We start from the raw sequence: 13,967 nt of genomic DNA on the forward strand, positions 1-13,967 counted from the left end.
TTCACTCCTTACACGTTACGCAGCAGCGACACATAGTGGCGTGTCACCGCAATCAGATCGTCGCCTTCCAGCGGAAATTCGATACCGCGCGGTGCCTGTGCGGGCAACTGTTGCAACAGGGTGCGCCAGTGGTCGTCAGCCTCATCCAGCGCAATCGCACGGAAGCTATCCTTGTGCGGCACGGCCGCTTTGACATGCACATAGCCCACCTGCGAGGCCAGTTGCGCCGCCGCCTGATCGGCATCTTCACCTGTCCAGCACCAGTTACCCATATCAAAAGTCATACTGATCGGCAGATCGGCTTCGCGCACCGCCGTGAAAAACGCGACGGAGGGTGCCAGTCGGCCATATTCGGTCTGGTCATTTTCCACGGTCAGCTGAAACGGCAGATCTGCCAGCAGCGTCTGCAACGTTTGGCGAGGCAGCGCACCGGTAAAGTCTCCCAGTGCCACTTTCAGCCGCTGCGCGTTTAACTGGCGTGCTTCTTCAACGTAGTGGGTTATGCGTGGATTGATTTCGCCGCCGTCACAAAACAGCGTATCAGGCACCGAATAACTGGCGTGCAACTGATGTTGTGTCACCGCATGGGCCAGCGTCGACAGATCAGCCAGCGCCGCGTCATCAAGCAATTCGCGGCGGATTTCAACCCCGTCAGCACCCGCCTGCTGGATAATCGGCAGCAGCGCACGCTGACCGCCGAGTGCGGCGATCTGTGCGTGGCCATAAGCGGCGGTCACCACGATGATGTCAGTTTTCATGTTCTGCTCCATGGCAGGGTTCTGCCGATAACGAATACAAAAACCCTAAATGGAACCGGTTCCAAAGCAAAGGAGCAAACTGTGAAATTATGATCGTGCTCACGAAGCGAGCACGTAAACAGAAGGTTAAATCTGAAATTCAGCTCAGAGGCTGGCTGGAGCCGCGAATAATCAGTTCGCCAGAGAAGACCTGCTCGGAAACGGGCAAATCACTGCCCTCTATGCGAGCAATCAGGCGTTCCAGCGCACTGAAGCCAATCTGCCAGGTAGGCTGCTTCAGCGTGGTGATACCGACACCGGCCAGTGCCGCCCACTCCAGTTCATCAAAACCGAGCAGGCCGATATCGTGGCCCCAGTGCAGGTTGAGTCGCTGCAGCGATCGCGCCACCTGCAGCGTCAGCGCGCCGTTGGCGACCATCACCGCGCAGCGTTTTCCGGTGTGACGCTGATGGAAAGCCAGCAACGCCTGGTCCAGCGCATCAGGCTGATGCAGCGCCACTTCGGTATTTTCATGCTCAACCTGCGGATGCGTCGCCAGCAGCTGGCGAAAAGCCTGCAGACGCTCGCGGCGCGTGTTAACGCTGCCCAGCGGCTCACTGAGAAACAGCAGCGCATCATAGCCATTCCCGACCAGATGGCGGGTGGCCGTTTCGGCCGCTTCGGCGTTGTTCAGGCCCACCACATCGCAGGGGAAATCGGGAATTTTGCGGTCAATCAGCACCATCGGCAGCAGGGATTGTTGCAGATGGTTCAGCACCTCTTCACGCATTCCGACCGCGTTAACCACAATACCCTCGACCTGATAGCTGCTCAGCAGTTGCAGATAGTGCTGCTCCAGATCCACTTCATTGTTGGTGTTACACATCAGCAAGGTAAAGCCCTGCTCGCGGCAGGCGGCTTCAATGCCGCTCATGACATCAACGGAATAAGGATTAGTGATATCGGCGATAATCAGCCCGATCAGACGGGTACGTCCGCGCTTCAGGCCGCGCGCCATCTGGCTCGGACGATAGCTGAGATCGGCAATGGCCTGTTCAATCCGCGCTTTTAAACCAGCGGAGAGCAGATGCAGTTCACCATTCAGATAGCGTGAAACGCTGGTTTTACCGGTTCGTGCCGCGTGAGCAACATCGCTGATGGTGGCGCGAGGCGGCCTGATTTTCATAAGATATCCTGCGAAATAAGAAACCAGGCAGAGACTAGCACAAGCAAAGCCCGGCGCAAAAAGCGCTACGCCGGTAATTGCAGCCAGGGTTGCCACAGGGTCTGTAACGTCTCCGGCGGCGCACCATTGATCAACTGCATCACCATTTCAGCCACCTGTTCACCCGCCTTATAGGGCGCTGCCTGGCGGATGGCGACAATAGGATGATCGAGAATTGCATCCCGCGGTAATCCTTCCCAGCCCGCCAGCAGAATGGCACCCTCGCCCGCTGCCCGTCCGGCCTGATGCAACGCAACGGCCGCGCCTTCAGCCAGCGCTGCACAGTCGGTAATAATCACTTCCGGCACAGAAACTTCTGCAAGCCATTCACGGGTCTGGTGATAGCCGGCACGGCGCGACGGTGCCACCGCCGCCATCGCATAAGGCGCAACCTCTCCCAGCGCCGTCAGATAACCCTGACGACGGTCACGCACCTGCGTGCTGTTTTCATTGCTGCCGAGCCAGGCTATCCGCTGCCGTCCCTGCGCCAGCGACCAGCTCACCGCCAGCTGTGAACCGGCAAGGTGATCAACATCAAACCAGGCATAGGTCGATGGCAGATCGCTGCGACCCAGCGCCAGAAAGCGAAAATTGGTCTGGAGCAGAGTGTGAAGCCGACTATCTTCAGGCGTGGTGTGGCCAACAATAAGGGCATCAACGGCTCCACTGCGCAGCAGGCGTGTCAGGTTCGACGGACTCAGCTGCTTATCCGCCAGCAACAACAGGTTAATTTCATAACGGGCAAGGTGATGATCCAGCGCCAGCAACATGTCGCTGAAGTCACTGCCACTCAAGGGGGATGAATTGATTGGGTAGACAAGTCCCACCGCGTTAGCACGGCCGGTTTTCAGTCGCCGCGCCGCCGCATTGGGCCGGTAGCCACGCCGCTGCGCTTCCTCTTCAATGCGTTTACGCGTCTCCGGCGCGACATCCTGATAACTGTTGAGGGCGCGGCTGACAGTGGTTACGGAAAGACCTAAAACCGCAGCGATGGCTTTGAGAGACATGGGAATGAGTCCGCTGATCAATTTTTGATCAGCCTACCATAAAGCCTCTGCTGGCTCTATTCGCAGACACATTACTGGCTCTTTTAGCGTGACACTTTACAGAAAAGTGCGCCCCCTGACGGGGGCGACCGTGATTATCCCAGCGGGGTGAGCGTGATCTCAACACGACGGTTTTGTGCTTTGCCTGCTTCGGTGCTGTTGGTGGCAACCGGGTTATCCGGGCCTGCACCCTGCGTGCGCAGGCGATCGCTGGCAACACCCTGTCCGATTAACGCACTGGCGACACTTTCAGCACGCTGCTGTGACAGACGCATGTTCAGCGCACGACTGCCGGTGCTGTCGGTATAACCCACGACGTTTACCGCCGTTTTCGGATACTCTTTCAGCACCATTGAAACACCGGTCAGGGTGTTCGCTCCGGCAGGTTTCAGATTACTGCTGCTGGAGTCGAAGGTGACATTGTTTGGCATATTCAGGACGATGTTATCGCCATTACGGGTCACGCTGACGCCGGTGCCGCGCATCTTGTCGCGCAGTTTGGCTTCCTGCACGTCCATGTAGTAGCCCACGCCGCCGCCCAGTGCAGCACCGCCAGCGGCACCAATCAGCGCGCCTTTACGACGATCTTTCTTCGACGATGAGAGCACGCCGACACCGGCACCCACTAATGCACCCAGGCCCGCGCCTACGCCTGACTTACCCGCCTGAGATTCGCCGGTGTAAGGATTAGTTGTACAACCTGGCAGGGCCAGACTGCCGCTTAATAACAAGGTGATGGCAATTAATTTCTTCTGCATTTTTGTTCCCTTACATTCCACACACAGGGGAAAACCTTTCCCATAAGTGGCACGATTATGCCGTCTGGTGGCTGCGGATGTAGTGAGGAAAAATCCTGATTTATCGGGAATCACGCCTTTTGATTGTCAGGATGGCAAAAACAGTTGCTCTGATGATCGTTTATCAGTCCGCAGGCCTGCATAAACGAGTAGCAAATTGTGGGACCGATGAATTTAAAACCACGCTGCCTGAGTGCCTTCGAGAGTGCGGTCGCCTGCTCTGTGGTGGTGGGTGCCTGGCTGTAGTCGGGATAATGATGAACGATTTGCACGTTATCAACAAATTGCCAGACGAAGCGGCTGAAATCCTCGCCTTTTGTATGCATCTCAAGGTAAGCGCGGGCGTTAGCAATAATGGCGGCGATTTTACCGGCATGGCGAATAATGCCGCTGTTGAGCATCAGTGTGTCGATATCTCCCGCATCCATCAATGCGATGGCCTGCGGATCAAACTGGTGAAACGCCGCCCGATAGTTTTCCCGTTTTTTCAGCACGGTGATCCAGGATAATCCCGCCTGCTGTCCTTCCAGACAGAGCATCTCAAACAGCGCGCGATTGTCCCGCTGCGCTACACCCCATTCCCTGTCGTGATAGGCCAGATAGAGGGGATCCTGCGTTACCCAACCACATCGTTGCATCGCTTTGTTCCTTTAATAACGAGAATATTGTAGCGGTCCGCTTGATCTTAGAATTAATGGGTTGATAGTTAAACGATCACCGGTTAAATAACAGAGACGGGCCGAAAATTTAATTCAGACGCCGGATAATAACTTCAGTTTTGCCCGGAGAATCGATGTTGCCGAGAAGCGGTTGGAAAGGTCTGCGGACCTGCTGTGCTGTATGCCTGTTAATCTTTACACAACCGACTTTTGCCCGCGGTGGCGCCTCTGCGCCTCAACATCCTGAGTTTCTTCCCGACTACGACACGATTCTGGCGGAGAAGATCGCCCTGAATCCCCTCGCCTTCAGCGATGAGAGCCGCGCCCTGTTTGAAGCCGCCATCAATTCGCCTACCGCCTCCCCCATCGCCCTGCACAGTGAAACCGGCAGCGTAGGCACTACCCCGCTGGGAAAACGCTATCGGGCTGGTGTTGACCTGCCTATTGCCCCGTCGTTTACCACCGGGCCGGTTGCGCAGTATGCGGTCGATCCGCAGCAGATGAACTGTCTGCAGTGCGATTACAGCGATCAGCAGAGCCGGGAACAGAGCGCCAGCGTCGGCTGGCGCATCGATTCGCAGCAGGGATGGATATCGCCATGGGCACAACTGAGTTATCACTATCTGATGGCAGACTCGCCGCAGCCCACCCGACGTGACGCGACGAACGGCACCGATCAGTCTGACGGTATCGATGTGAGCATCGGTGCACAGATGCCACTGAACGCTAATCTGGCGGCTTTTGCCTCCTTTTCTCAAAGCGAAGCGCTGAATAATCAGGATCAGCAACTTTATACCTTTGGCTTCAGCGCCAGTTTCTAACTGGGGCATCAAATGAGAAAGGATGTTGCGCGCTTGAAATATAATGAGTCCGCTAATCATTATACCGGTAACACTATGCGCAACGATTTGACAATTATTGGCCGCGAAATCGCGGTCTTCCTTCTGGCAGCCCTGGTGCTCGCGTTGACTATCGTCCCTGTCTACATTGATGTGGCCTGGATGAACGATGCACTCCATGAAACCTCTTTTACTGAAACCACCCAGGAATGCATGCTGGCGATGATCGCCGTGCTGTTTTTCATAGCGGCCCACCGCCGTCCCGCTCAGCGTGGGGCACTGACCTTAGTGGCAGGCTTTTACAGCTGCATGTTGATCCGCGAACTCGACTTTGTATTTGATGCTGTCCAGCACGGCAGCTGGGTCTGGTTTGCGCTGGCAGTCACCGCAGGTTCGCTGGCTGTGGCCCTGCGAACACCGAAGAAAACCCTGCATGCGCTGGCGAGCCTGCTGCAACACCGCAGCTGGCCGGTGATGGCCTCCGGCTTTTTAGTGGTGCTGGTCTTCTCCCGACTGTTTGGTGTTCATGCGCTGTGGCAGCATCTGATGCTGGGGGACTACAACCGCGTGGTGAAAAACATGGCCGAAGAGGGCACCGAGCTTCTGGGATACAGCCTGTGCTGGCTCGCCTCGGTGCGCTATTTATGGCAGACCCGTCCGGCCGCTGCTGTTGTCAGCGTGCGCGCCACCGAATCTGCACCGACCCGCCACAACGCCTCTCCCGTCACATCACACTGATCCCTGGCGGTGCTTTTTAAGCGATCCGCACCCTTAAAAAAGGTACAATAAACACTTCTGCGTCGGCGACGGGTTCCCGACGCAAGGTGTTTGTTAACCTCAGGTCTTTTCATGTCAGCTAAAATCTTAACTTCAACGCTCATTGGCCTGGATGCCTTCCGACAGGATCCGCTGACTGCCCTGCAGCAGGCGGAAAAGGGCACGCTGGCGGTGTTAGATAACTATGCGCCGGTGATGTATGCCATTACACCTAAGCGTCTGGCTGAGCTGCTGGCGCTGGAAGCCGCCGCCCGGCAGCCAAATGATGTGGCGCTGGATGACAGCCTGTATGACGATGCTCCCGCCGCGATCCACACACCGGCAGGTAAGTTCGCCATGTATCAGGGCTGGCAGCCGGATGCCGACTTTACCCGTCAGGCCGCCATCTGGGGCGTGGCGCTGAGTGAACCGGTAACGCCCAGCGAGCTGGCGGCCTTTGTGGCCTACTGGCAGGCGGAAGGCCGGATGTTCCATCATGTGCAGTGGCAGCAGAAGCTGGCGCGCAGCATCCAGATGAACCGCGCCGCAAACGGCGGGCAACCGAAGCGTGATATCACGCAGTTGCCTGATCCTGACCGTACCATTCCCGATGGTTTCCGAGGTGAATGATGAAAACGCCCAACGATCTCTTTAACCGTCTGAAAAGAATGATGCCTGAGGGCACACGTCCCAAATTTGCCAATGGTGAAGAGCTGCTGGCGTGGAATCAGGAGCAGGGTCGCCTGCGTTCAGAGGCGATTGTGCGTGAAAACCGCGCAATGAAAATGCAGCGCGTAATGGGTCGTTCCGGCATTCGCGAGCTGCACATGAATTGCTCATTTGATAATTACCGGGTCGAAAACGAGGGACAGCGCAAAGCGCTGGAGCTGGCACGTCAGTACGCAGCCGAATTTGATGGCAGCATAGCCAGCTTTGTCTTTTCAGGGCGTCCTGGCACCGGTAAAAATCATCTGGCCGCCGCGATTGGTAATGACCTGATCCTGCGCGGTAAAAGCGTGCTGATCGTGACGGTCGCCGATCTGATGTCGAGCATGAAGGGCACCTTCAGCGGCAGCAGCGGCATTACTGAAGAGCGGCTGATTCAGGATCTCAGCAGTGTTGACCTGCTGGTGATTGATGAGATCGGTATGCAGAGCGAATCGCGCTACGAAAAAGTGATCATCAACCAGATTGTCGATCGCCGTTCTTCGTCCAAACGCCCGACCGGTATGTTATCCAACCTCGACCATGCGGGGATGAATGCGCTGCTGGGCGAACGCGTCATGGATCGTATGCGCCTCGGTAACAGCCTGTGGATCCGTTTCGACTGGGAAAGCTATCGCAGCCGGGTTCGCGGCGACGAATATTAAAAGAGGCAACGCCGGGCCATTGCACGAATCGGGCTGCAGGTGCAGCAGAAAACTTAGCGTTAATCCGGCGATCTGATCGCCGTCACGATCTCAGTCACAACCGATCGGGTTGTGTGAAACAGCACGCAAAGTGGGAGATGTGGAAAACGTATGGGCTGATACACTCAAATCTTACTCCTCGGTTGAGTGAACCCGTGATGAAAACAAACGGCAAAGGCCCTGCACTACTGCGACTGAATAACCAGAAACGGGTGATGGCTCAGCTGCGCACGCTGCGCGTGACGTCGCGTCAGGATCTGGCGGAGGCGCTGACACTCAGTAAAAACACCGTCTCATTAATCATTGATGATCTGCTGGAACAGGGCCTGATAGAGGAGCTGGGACCGGTCAGCGTCGCGGCCGCCGGACGACCTAAAATCGGCATTACCCTGCGGCCGGAAAAACTCAAGAGCGCAGGCATTATGGTGGAACGCAATGTTATCCACTGGCGGGTCTGCGACTACTTTTCTCAGGTACTGGCTGAGGCGACGCTGCGTACCGATACCAGTAACCCGACGCGGTTGCTGGCTGAGCTGGCCATGCTATGCCGGGAACTGTTAGAGCGCTATCCCGATCTGCTCGGCATTGGCCTGGGCTTCCCCGGCATCGTGGATCCCCGGCGCGGCTGGATGCATATTTCATTGCCGCTTGAATGGCAGGATGTTGACCTGCTGAGCGCATTACGCAGGCACGTCCGGGTGCCCATTCGCATTATGAATAATGTTAAAGCCGCTGCGCTATTGGCTGTTGAGCTGCGTGGATTAGCGGTGGAGAGCGGTCACTTTTATCTGCGCATTTCCGAGGGAATCGGCGGCGCACTGGTACAGCATGGCGAAGTCTTTACCGGCCACAGCTGGACGGCGGGTGAAGTGGGACATCTGGTTGTCCAGCCCAATGGACCGCGTTGCAGCTGCGGCCGCCGGGGTTGTCTGGAAGCGCTGGTCAGCCAGCCTGCGGTTAAACAGCAGCTGGCACAGCGTCAGCCGGGCCTGAGCTGGCAGAACCGCGACAGCGCGCCACGCATCGTGGATGAGGTGATGGCGCAGGCGGGTGGCTATCTGGGTGCGGCGCTCAGCCAGATTATGCTGCTGCTGAATCCCGCCACTATCATCGTTGATTGTCCATGGAGCAGCAGTGAGGCCTTTTGCAAAGCGGTGCGCGATACGGCACACGGCAACGCGCTGACTTTTAGCGCCGCGCATACCCAACTGGACTTTCCAGAAAACCGGCTTGATCCGGCTAATGGGCTGGCGCTGGCGGTGCTGAAGCAGAGTGAGCAGCGGATGATCTAGTGGCTCAGGTCGCACCGGTTCATCCGCTGTATCAATTCACGCCAGACTCAACCTATCCTGCTACAACACATTCTCCCCAAAATGCTGGCGATACTCTTTTGGCGTGGTGTCGTAGCTTTTGCGGAACACCGAGTAGAAGTATTGCAGCGAAGGATAGCCGCACATCTGTGAGATCTCATTGATGTTGAGTGATGAAGAAGCCAGGAGTTCGCGCGCTTTTTCCAGTTTTTCGCGGTGGATCATGGCATGGAGAGTGTCGCCAGTCTCATCCCGAAAGCGTTTTTCCAGGTTAGAGCGCGACAGCCCGACCGCATCCAGCACCTGCTCCACTTTAATGCCTTTGCAGGCGTTGAAGCGGATGTAGTGCATCGCCTGAATCACCGCCGGATCGCGCAGCGAACGGTAGTCGGTCGAACGCCGGGCGATGACTTTCACCGGCGGCACCAGGATGCGCTGAAGCGGCAGGGGCTGCTTATCCAGCAATCGATGCAGCAGTTTGGCCGCCTGATAGCCCATCTGTCGTGAGCCCTGTGCCACAGAAGAGAGCGCCACGCGTGACAGATAGCGGGTGAGCTCCTCATTATCAATCCCGATCACCGTAAGCTTCTCCGGCACCGGTATTTTCAGGTGTTCGCACGCCTGCAGCAGGTGTCGCGCCCGCGAGTCAGTGACGGCGATAATGCCGGTTTGCGGCGGCAGCGTCTGCAGCCAGTCGGCGAGTCGGTTCTGGGCGTGCTGCCAGTTTTCCGGCGCGGTTTCCATGCCCTGATAAACCACGCCCTGATAGCGCTCTCGTCCCACCAGCAGGCGAAACGCCTGTTCCCGCTCCTGTGCCCAGCGCTTGCCGCTGGAGGCCGGTAAACCATAAAAGGCAAAGCGGTTGATACCTTTCTCTTTCAGGTGCAGAAAGGCTTTTTCCACCAGCGCGGCGTTGTCAGTGGCAATATAATGCACCGGCGGATAATCTTCCTGCCGATGGTAAGAGCCGCCGACGCCGACAATCGGGACAGAGACATTCGACAGCAGGGATTCAATGGAGCGATCGTCGTAGTCAGCGATCACCCCATCGCCCAGCCACTCGCGGATATTGTCGATGCGGCAGCGGAAATCTTCCTCAATGAAAATATCCCAGTCAGTCTGCGACGCCTGTAAATACTCACCGACGCCCTCCACAACCTGACGGTCATACACTTTGTTGGCGTTAAACAACAGCGTAATGCGATAACGTTTATCATGCATGGTGGCGCGTTCCCTTAAATCCTCAGCGCATTGCATAACACGGCTGAAAGGGGCAAAAAAATTGTTTGCGCCACAATGTGATCGCCCACGCGATTACACCCGACGCCGCGTTGCGGTATCCATCCACACTGCCAGCAGCAGGATCGCGCCTTTGACGATGTACTGCCAGAAGGTTGGCACATCCATCATGCTCATGCCGTTATCCAGCGAGGCCATGATAAAGGCGCCCATGACCGCGCCCGCCACCGACCCCACGCCACCCGCCAGGCTGGTGCCACCGATTACACAGGCGGCGATAGCGTCGAGCTCTGCAATGTTACCCGCCGACGGCGAGCCTGCGCCCAGCCGCGAACTGAGGATCAGCCCGGCAATCGCCACCATCACACCGTTAATGGCAAATACCACCAGCTTGGTACGCGCTACGTTAATGCCAGAGAGGCGGGCAGCGTCAATGTTGCCGCCGATGGCGTAGATGCGACGGCCAAATGCGGTGCGGGTCGCCATAAACATACCCGCCAGTAACAGTACGGCCAGCAGTAGTACCGGCGTCGGTACGCCGCGATAATCGTTCAGCAACCAGATGGCACCGAGCACTAAGATGGCGGTAATCGCCTGCCGTCCCACTGTGCCGCTGGCAGCGCCCTGCGGCAGCCCGAGCTGCTGACGACGCAGCCGCAAACGCCACTGCCAAAGTGTAAACAGCGCCAGACCGGCAACGCCAAAGCCGAACCCGACGCCGCCGGGCAGATAGCTCTGTCCAATCTGCGACATGCCCGGTGTGATCGGGGCAACCGTGGTGCCATCAGTAATCCCGACCAGAATGCCGCGAAACGCCAGCATTCCCGCCAGCGTCACGATAAACGACGGCACTTTGCGGTAGGCCACCCACCAGCCATTCCAGGTGCCGAGCAGTAACCCCATCACCAGCGTCACTACGATGGTCAGCGGCAGCGGCCAGCCGAGCCAGACGTCGAAAATCGCCGCCGCACCGCCCAGCAGGCCCATCATGGAACCCACTGACAGATCGATCTCCGCCGAGATAATCACGAACACCATACCGACCGCCAGAATGCCGGTGATGGCGGTCTGACGCAGGAGGTTGGAGACGTTACGTGCACTGAGCCAGGAGCCGTCGGTGGTCCAGGTAAAGAACAGCGCAATCAGCACAATCGCGCCCAGCATCACCAGAACCTGCAGGTTCGGCAGTGTGAACCTGCCCGGTGACGGTTTGCCCGGCGTGCCGGAGAGGCGGCTTTGGGTACTTTCACTTTTAAGCATAATGTTCACTCCGCAGGGCAGCTTCCATCACCTGCTCCTGAGTCAGGTTATCGTTAATCAAATCGGCTTTGATCTGCCCTTCATGCATCACCAGCACCCGATCGCTCAGGCCCAGCACTTCCGGCAGCTCAGAGGAAATCACAATCACCGCAATGCCCTGCTGAACCAGTGCATTGATCAGCAGGTAGATCTCCTGGCGTGCGCCCACATCAATGCCGCGCGTCGGTTCATCCAGGATCAGGATTTTTGGATTGAGCAGCAGGCACTTCGCCAGAATCGCTTTCTGCTGGTTGCCGCCGCTCAGGCGGCCAATTGGCAATTCCGATGAGGAGGTTTTCACCCGTAGCCGGCTAATCGCATCGTTGATCGCCTGCTGCTCCTGCGCTTCATCCATCGTAGAGAGGCGGTGGCTGAACTGGTCCAGCGCCGCCAGGGTAATGTTTTTGCCCACCGCCATCAGCGGCACGATGCCATCCTTTTTACGATCTTCCGGCACCATAGCAATGCCGTGCGCAATGGCGGCGCGGCAATCGGTAATGTTCACCTGTTTGCCGTTAATCCAGATATCGCCCTGCCAGCGTCCTGGCCAGACGCCAAACAGACACTGCACCGTTTCAGTCCTGCCTGCGCCCACCAGCCCGGCAATGCCGAGAATTTCACCGCGTCTGAGCGTGAATGAGACATTGTTGACGCGGCGGATATGGCGGTTGACCGGATGCCAGGCGGTGAGGTTCTCCACTTTGAGTATCACGTCGCCAATCTGATGGGGTGCGTGGGGATAGAGCGCGGTCAGCTCGCGTCCCACCATCATGGTGATGATGTCATCTTCGCTCAGGCCCGCCGCCGGACGGGTCGCAATATGCTGGCCGTCACGGATCACGCAGATGGTGTCGGAGATCGCCTTAACCTCATTCAGTTTGTGCGAGATGTAGATGCAGGCGATACCGTGTTCACGCAGGTTACGGATGATGCCCAGCAGCACATCCGTCTCCTGCTCCGTCAGGGAAGAGGTCGGCTCATCCAGAATCAGCAGCCGGACCTGTTTGTTAAGGGCGCGGGCAATCTCCACCAGCTGCTGCTGGCCCAGGCCTAATTCACCCACGCGGGTCGCGGGAGAGACGTTCAGCCCGACACGCGCCAGCAGTTGCTGGCAGCGCAGGGTCATGGTTTCATCATCCACCATGCCGAAACGGCTCAGTTCGGCACCCAGGAAGACGTTCTCCATCACCGTCAGTTGCCGCACCAGCGCCAGCTCCTGATGGATAATCACAATACCTTTACGCTCGGTATCGCGAATGGTCTGTGCCTGAACGTCGTCGCCAGAGAAGTGAATCTGCCCTTCAAAATCACCGTGCGGATAGAGTCCGCACAGGATTTTCATCAGCGTCGATTTGCCCGAGCCATTTTCACCGCACAGCGACATGACTTCGCCCGCCTCAAGTTGCAGGCTGACATCATTCAGCGCCTTTACTGCACCGAAACGCTTGGTGATGTTTTTCATTTCCAGCAGCATCGACTGTTCTCCCTCACGCTATGCGCGGTCAGAGTTCGCTCTTTTTGTGGAAACCGTCTTTCACCACGGTGCTTTCGATATTGTCTTTGTTGACCGGAATCGGCTTCAGCAGTCGTGACGGCACCTCTTTCAGGCCATTATTCAGCGTGCTGTTGCTGGCCGGCGTTTTGCCCTCGCCCAGCTCAACGGCAATTTTCGCCGCTTCGGTGGCCAGCTCGGTGATCGGTTTGTAAACCGTCATGGTCTGCGTACCCGCTTTGATACGTTTAATCGCGGCCAGATCGGCATCCTGTCCGGAGATCGCCACTTTTCCAGCCAGCCCCTGTGCGCTCAGGGCCTGAATCGCACCGCCTGCGGTGGCATCGTTAGAGGCCACGACCGCATCAATGTGGTTGCTGTTGGCGGTCAGCGCGTTTTCCATAATTTTCAGGGCGTTTTCTGGCAGCCAGGCATCGACCCACTGATCGCCGACAATTTTAATACTGCCGTTATCAATATAAGGTTTTAACACTTTCATCTGTCCAGCGCGGAACAGACGGGCGTTATTATCCACTGGCGATCCACCCATTAAAAAATAGTTGCCCTTAGGCACCTGTTTCACAATGCTTTCGGCCTGCAACTCGCCCACTTTTTCATTATCGAAAGAGATATAAAAATCGATATCAGCGTTATTAATCATTCGGTCATAGGCCAGCACTTTAATTCCTTCCCGTTTCGCTTCAGCGACAACGTTACTCAATACCTGACCGTTGTAGGGAATAATCACCAGCACATCGACACCGCGATTGATCATATTTTCAATCTGTGACATCTGGGTCTCTTCGTTGCCGTTGGCAGACTGAACAAAGACCTTAGCGCCCAGCGTTTCCGCCTGTTTAACGAAAATATCGCGGTCTTTCTGCCAGCGCTCAAGGCGCAAATCATCAATCGCCATGCCAATCTTTACTTCTTTTGCCACGCTGGTCTGGCTGAACAGCGCCAGCGCCGCGCAGGCGGCTAACAGTGCATGTTTCATCTTCATTGTGATCATCCTGTAGGTTGAGGCTATTGTCGTTTCAGGCCGATAAACCAGGCGGATGAATTGTTGCCCTTCTTTTCCTGTTACAGCAATTACTGATTTTTATCCGGCTATTACGTTTTTTGGTTTATTTCATTTTTTATGAGCGCGATCGAGGTT

At 56.7% G+C, this 13,967-nt stretch carries 14 protein-coding genes; 5 read left to right on the top strand and 9 right to left on the bottom strand.

Features of this window, described 5'->3' with window-relative positions; all coding sequences use genetic code 11:
- Window positions 1-8: 8 nt before the first annotated feature.
- The 5 genes from ACR8BF_RS00105 to ACR8BF_RS00125 form a co-directional block, all read right to left on the bottom strand.
- A complete protein-coding gene (locus tag ACR8BF_RS00105) occupies window positions 9-758 on the bottom strand; it encodes a sugar phosphate isomerase/epimerase (RefSeq protein WP_434745397.1) in 750 nt (249 codons plus the stop codon).
- A gap of 139 nt (window positions 759-897) precedes the next feature.
- Window positions 898-1,923, bottom strand: coding sequence for a LacI family DNA-binding transcriptional regulator (locus ACR8BF_RS00110; protein WP_292987430.1), 1,026 nt, complete (start codon window positions 1,921-1,923; stop codon window positions 898-900).
- A gap of 65 nt (window positions 1,924-1,988) precedes the next feature.
- Complete coding sequence (locus ACR8BF_RS00115) at window positions 1,989-2,969, bottom strand: LacI family DNA-binding transcriptional regulator (protein ID WP_434745398.1); 981 nt, start codon at window positions 2,967-2,969, stop codon at window positions 1,989-1,991.
- Window positions 2,970-3,103: 134 nt separating this feature from the next.
- A complete protein-coding gene (locus ACR8BF_RS00120; protein WP_161733267.1) occupies window positions 3,104-3,766 on the bottom strand; it encodes an OmpA family lipoprotein in 663 nt (220 codons plus the stop codon).
- 110 nt (window positions 3,767-3,876) lie between these two features.
- Complete coding sequence (locus ACR8BF_RS00125; protein ID WP_434745399.1) at window positions 3,877-4,443, bottom strand: DNA-3-methyladenine glycosylase I; 567 nt, start codon at window positions 4,441-4,443, stop codon at window positions 3,877-3,879.
- 155 nt (window positions 4,444-4,598) lie between these two features.
- Between ACR8BF_RS00125 and ACR8BF_RS00130 the strand changes: the two genes are divergently transcribed.
- The 5 genes from ACR8BF_RS00130 to ACR8BF_RS00150 all read left to right on the top strand — a co-directional run bounded on the left by ACR8BF_RS00130 (window position 4,599) and on the right by ACR8BF_RS00150 (window position 8,760).
- A complete protein-coding gene (locus ACR8BF_RS00130) occupies window positions 4,599-5,285 on the top strand; it encodes an autotransporter (protein WP_292987438.1) in 687 nt (228 codons plus the stop codon).
- A 75-nt stretch (window positions 5,286-5,360) separates the two neighbouring features.
- Entirely contained in the window at window positions 5,361-6,041 is a 681-nt protein-coding gene (locus tag ACR8BF_RS00135) for a hypothetical protein (protein WP_292987495.1), read from the top strand.
- A 111-nt stretch (window positions 6,042-6,152) separates the two neighbouring features.
- Window positions 6,153-6,689 (top strand): primosomal protein DnaT, encoded by a 537-nt coding sequence (gene dnaT, locus ACR8BF_RS00140; protein ID WP_179898925.1) that lies wholly within the window; start codon window positions 6,153-6,155, stop codon window positions 6,687-6,689.
- Entirely contained in the window at window positions 6,689-7,429 is a 741-nt protein-coding gene (gene dnaC / locus ACR8BF_RS00145) for a DNA replication protein DnaC (RefSeq protein ID WP_179899056.1), read from the top strand. The genes dnaT and dnaC overlap by 1 nt, the downstream gene beginning before the upstream one ends.
- 197 nt (window positions 7,430-7,626) lie before the next feature.
- Complete coding sequence (locus tag ACR8BF_RS00150; RefSeq protein WP_179899055.1) at window positions 7,627-8,760, top strand: ROK family transcriptional regulator; 1,134 nt, start codon at window positions 7,627-7,629, stop codon at window positions 8,758-8,760.
- A 60-nt stretch (window positions 8,761-8,820) separates the two neighbouring features.
- Here ACR8BF_RS00150 and xylR read toward each other — a convergent pair whose 3' ends face one another.
- From xylR to xylF, 4 genes are all read right to left on the bottom strand, one after another.
- A complete protein-coding gene (gene xylR, locus ACR8BF_RS00155; RefSeq protein ID WP_179898924.1) occupies window positions 8,821-9,999 on the bottom strand; it encodes a D-xylose utilization transcriptional activator XylR in 1,179 nt (392 codons plus the stop codon).
- A gap of 93 nt (window positions 10,000-10,092) precedes the next feature.
- On the bottom strand, window positions 10,093-11,277 hold the full coding sequence (gene xylH, locus ACR8BF_RS00160) for a xylose ABC transporter permease XylH (RefSeq protein WP_179898923.1): 1,185 nt from the start codon (window positions 11,275-11,277) through the stop codon (window positions 10,093-10,095).
- Window positions 11,270-12,790, bottom strand: a complete 1,521-nt coding sequence (locus tag ACR8BF_RS00165; RefSeq protein WP_434745400.1) for a xylose ABC transporter ATP-binding protein — start codon at window positions 12,788-12,790, stop codon at window positions 11,270-11,272. The genes xylH and ACR8BF_RS00165 overlap by 8 nt, the downstream gene beginning before the upstream one ends.
- 28 nt (window positions 12,791-12,818) lie before the next feature.
- The gene (xylF, locus tag ACR8BF_RS00170) at window positions 12,819-13,811 is read right to left on the bottom strand and encodes a D-xylose ABC transporter substrate-binding protein (protein ID WP_179898921.1); all 993 of its coding nucleotides are present in this window, start codon (window positions 13,809-13,811) and stop codon (window positions 12,819-12,821) included.
- Between the last annotated feature and the right edge of the window lie 156 nt (window positions 13,812-13,967).

Origin of the sequence: Candidatus Pantoea rara (genome assembly GCF_051136265.1) — a bacterium.
GTDB lineage: Bacteria > Pseudomonadota > Gammaproteobacteria > Enterobacterales > Enterobacteriaceae > Pantoea > Pantoea rara.

What these genes read in the sequence shown, in the direction of transcription:
- ACR8BF_RS00165 (WP_434745400.1), bottom strand. Translation starts at nt 12,790, where the DNA reads ATGCTGCTGGAAATGAAAAACATCACCAAGCGTTTCGGTGCAGTAAAG.
- ACR8BF_RS00125 (WP_434745399.1), bottom strand. Translation starts at nt 4,443, where the DNA reads ATGCAACGATGTGGTTGGGTAACGCAGGATCCCCTCTATCTGGCCTAT.
- dnaT (WP_179898925.1), top strand. Translation starts at nt 6,153, where the DNA reads ATGTCAGCTAAAATCTTAACTTCAACGCTCATTGGCCTGGATGCCTTC.
- xylF (WP_179898921.1), bottom strand. Translation starts at nt 13,811, where the DNA reads ATGAAGATGAAACATGCACTGTTAGCCGCCTGCGCGGCGCTGGCGCTG.
- ACR8BF_RS00135 (WP_292987495.1), top strand. Translation starts at nt 5,361, where the DNA reads ATGCGCAACGATTTGACAATTATTGGCCGCGAAATCGCGGTCTTCCTT.
- xylH (WP_179898923.1), bottom strand. Translation starts at nt 11,277, where the DNA reads ATGCTTAAAAGTGAAAGTACCCAAAGCCGCCTCTCCGGCACGCCGGGC.
- ACR8BF_RS00110 (WP_292987430.1), bottom strand. Translation starts at nt 1,923, where the DNA reads ATGAAAATCAGGCCGCCTCGCGCCACCATCAGCGATGTTGCTCACGCG.
- ACR8BF_RS00105 (WP_434745397.1), bottom strand. Translation starts at nt 758, where the DNA reads ATGAAAACTGACATCATCGTGGTGACCGCCGCTTATGGCCACGCACAG.
- dnaC (WP_179899056.1), top strand. Translation starts at nt 6,689, where the DNA reads ATGAAAACGCCCAACGATCTCTTTAACCGTCTGAAAAGAATGATGCCT.
- ACR8BF_RS00115 (WP_434745398.1), bottom strand. Translation starts at nt 2,969, where the DNA reads ATGTCTCTCAAAGCCATCGCTGCGGTTTTAGGTCTTTCCGTAACCACT.
- ACR8BF_RS00120 (WP_161733267.1), bottom strand. Translation starts at nt 3,766, where the DNA reads ATGCAGAAGAAATTAATTGCCATCACCTTGTTATTAAGCGGCAGTCTG.
- xylR (WP_179898924.1), bottom strand. Translation starts at nt 9,999, where the DNA reads ATGCATGATAAACGTTATCGCATTACGCTGTTGTTTAACGCCAACAAA.
- ACR8BF_RS00130 (WP_292987438.1), top strand. Translation starts at nt 4,599, where the DNA reads ATGTTGCCGAGAAGCGGTTGGAAAGGTCTGCGGACCTGCTGTGCTGTA.
- ACR8BF_RS00150 (WP_179899055.1), top strand. Translation starts at nt 7,627, where the DNA reads ATGAAAACAAACGGCAAAGGCCCTGCACTACTGCGACTGAATAACCAG.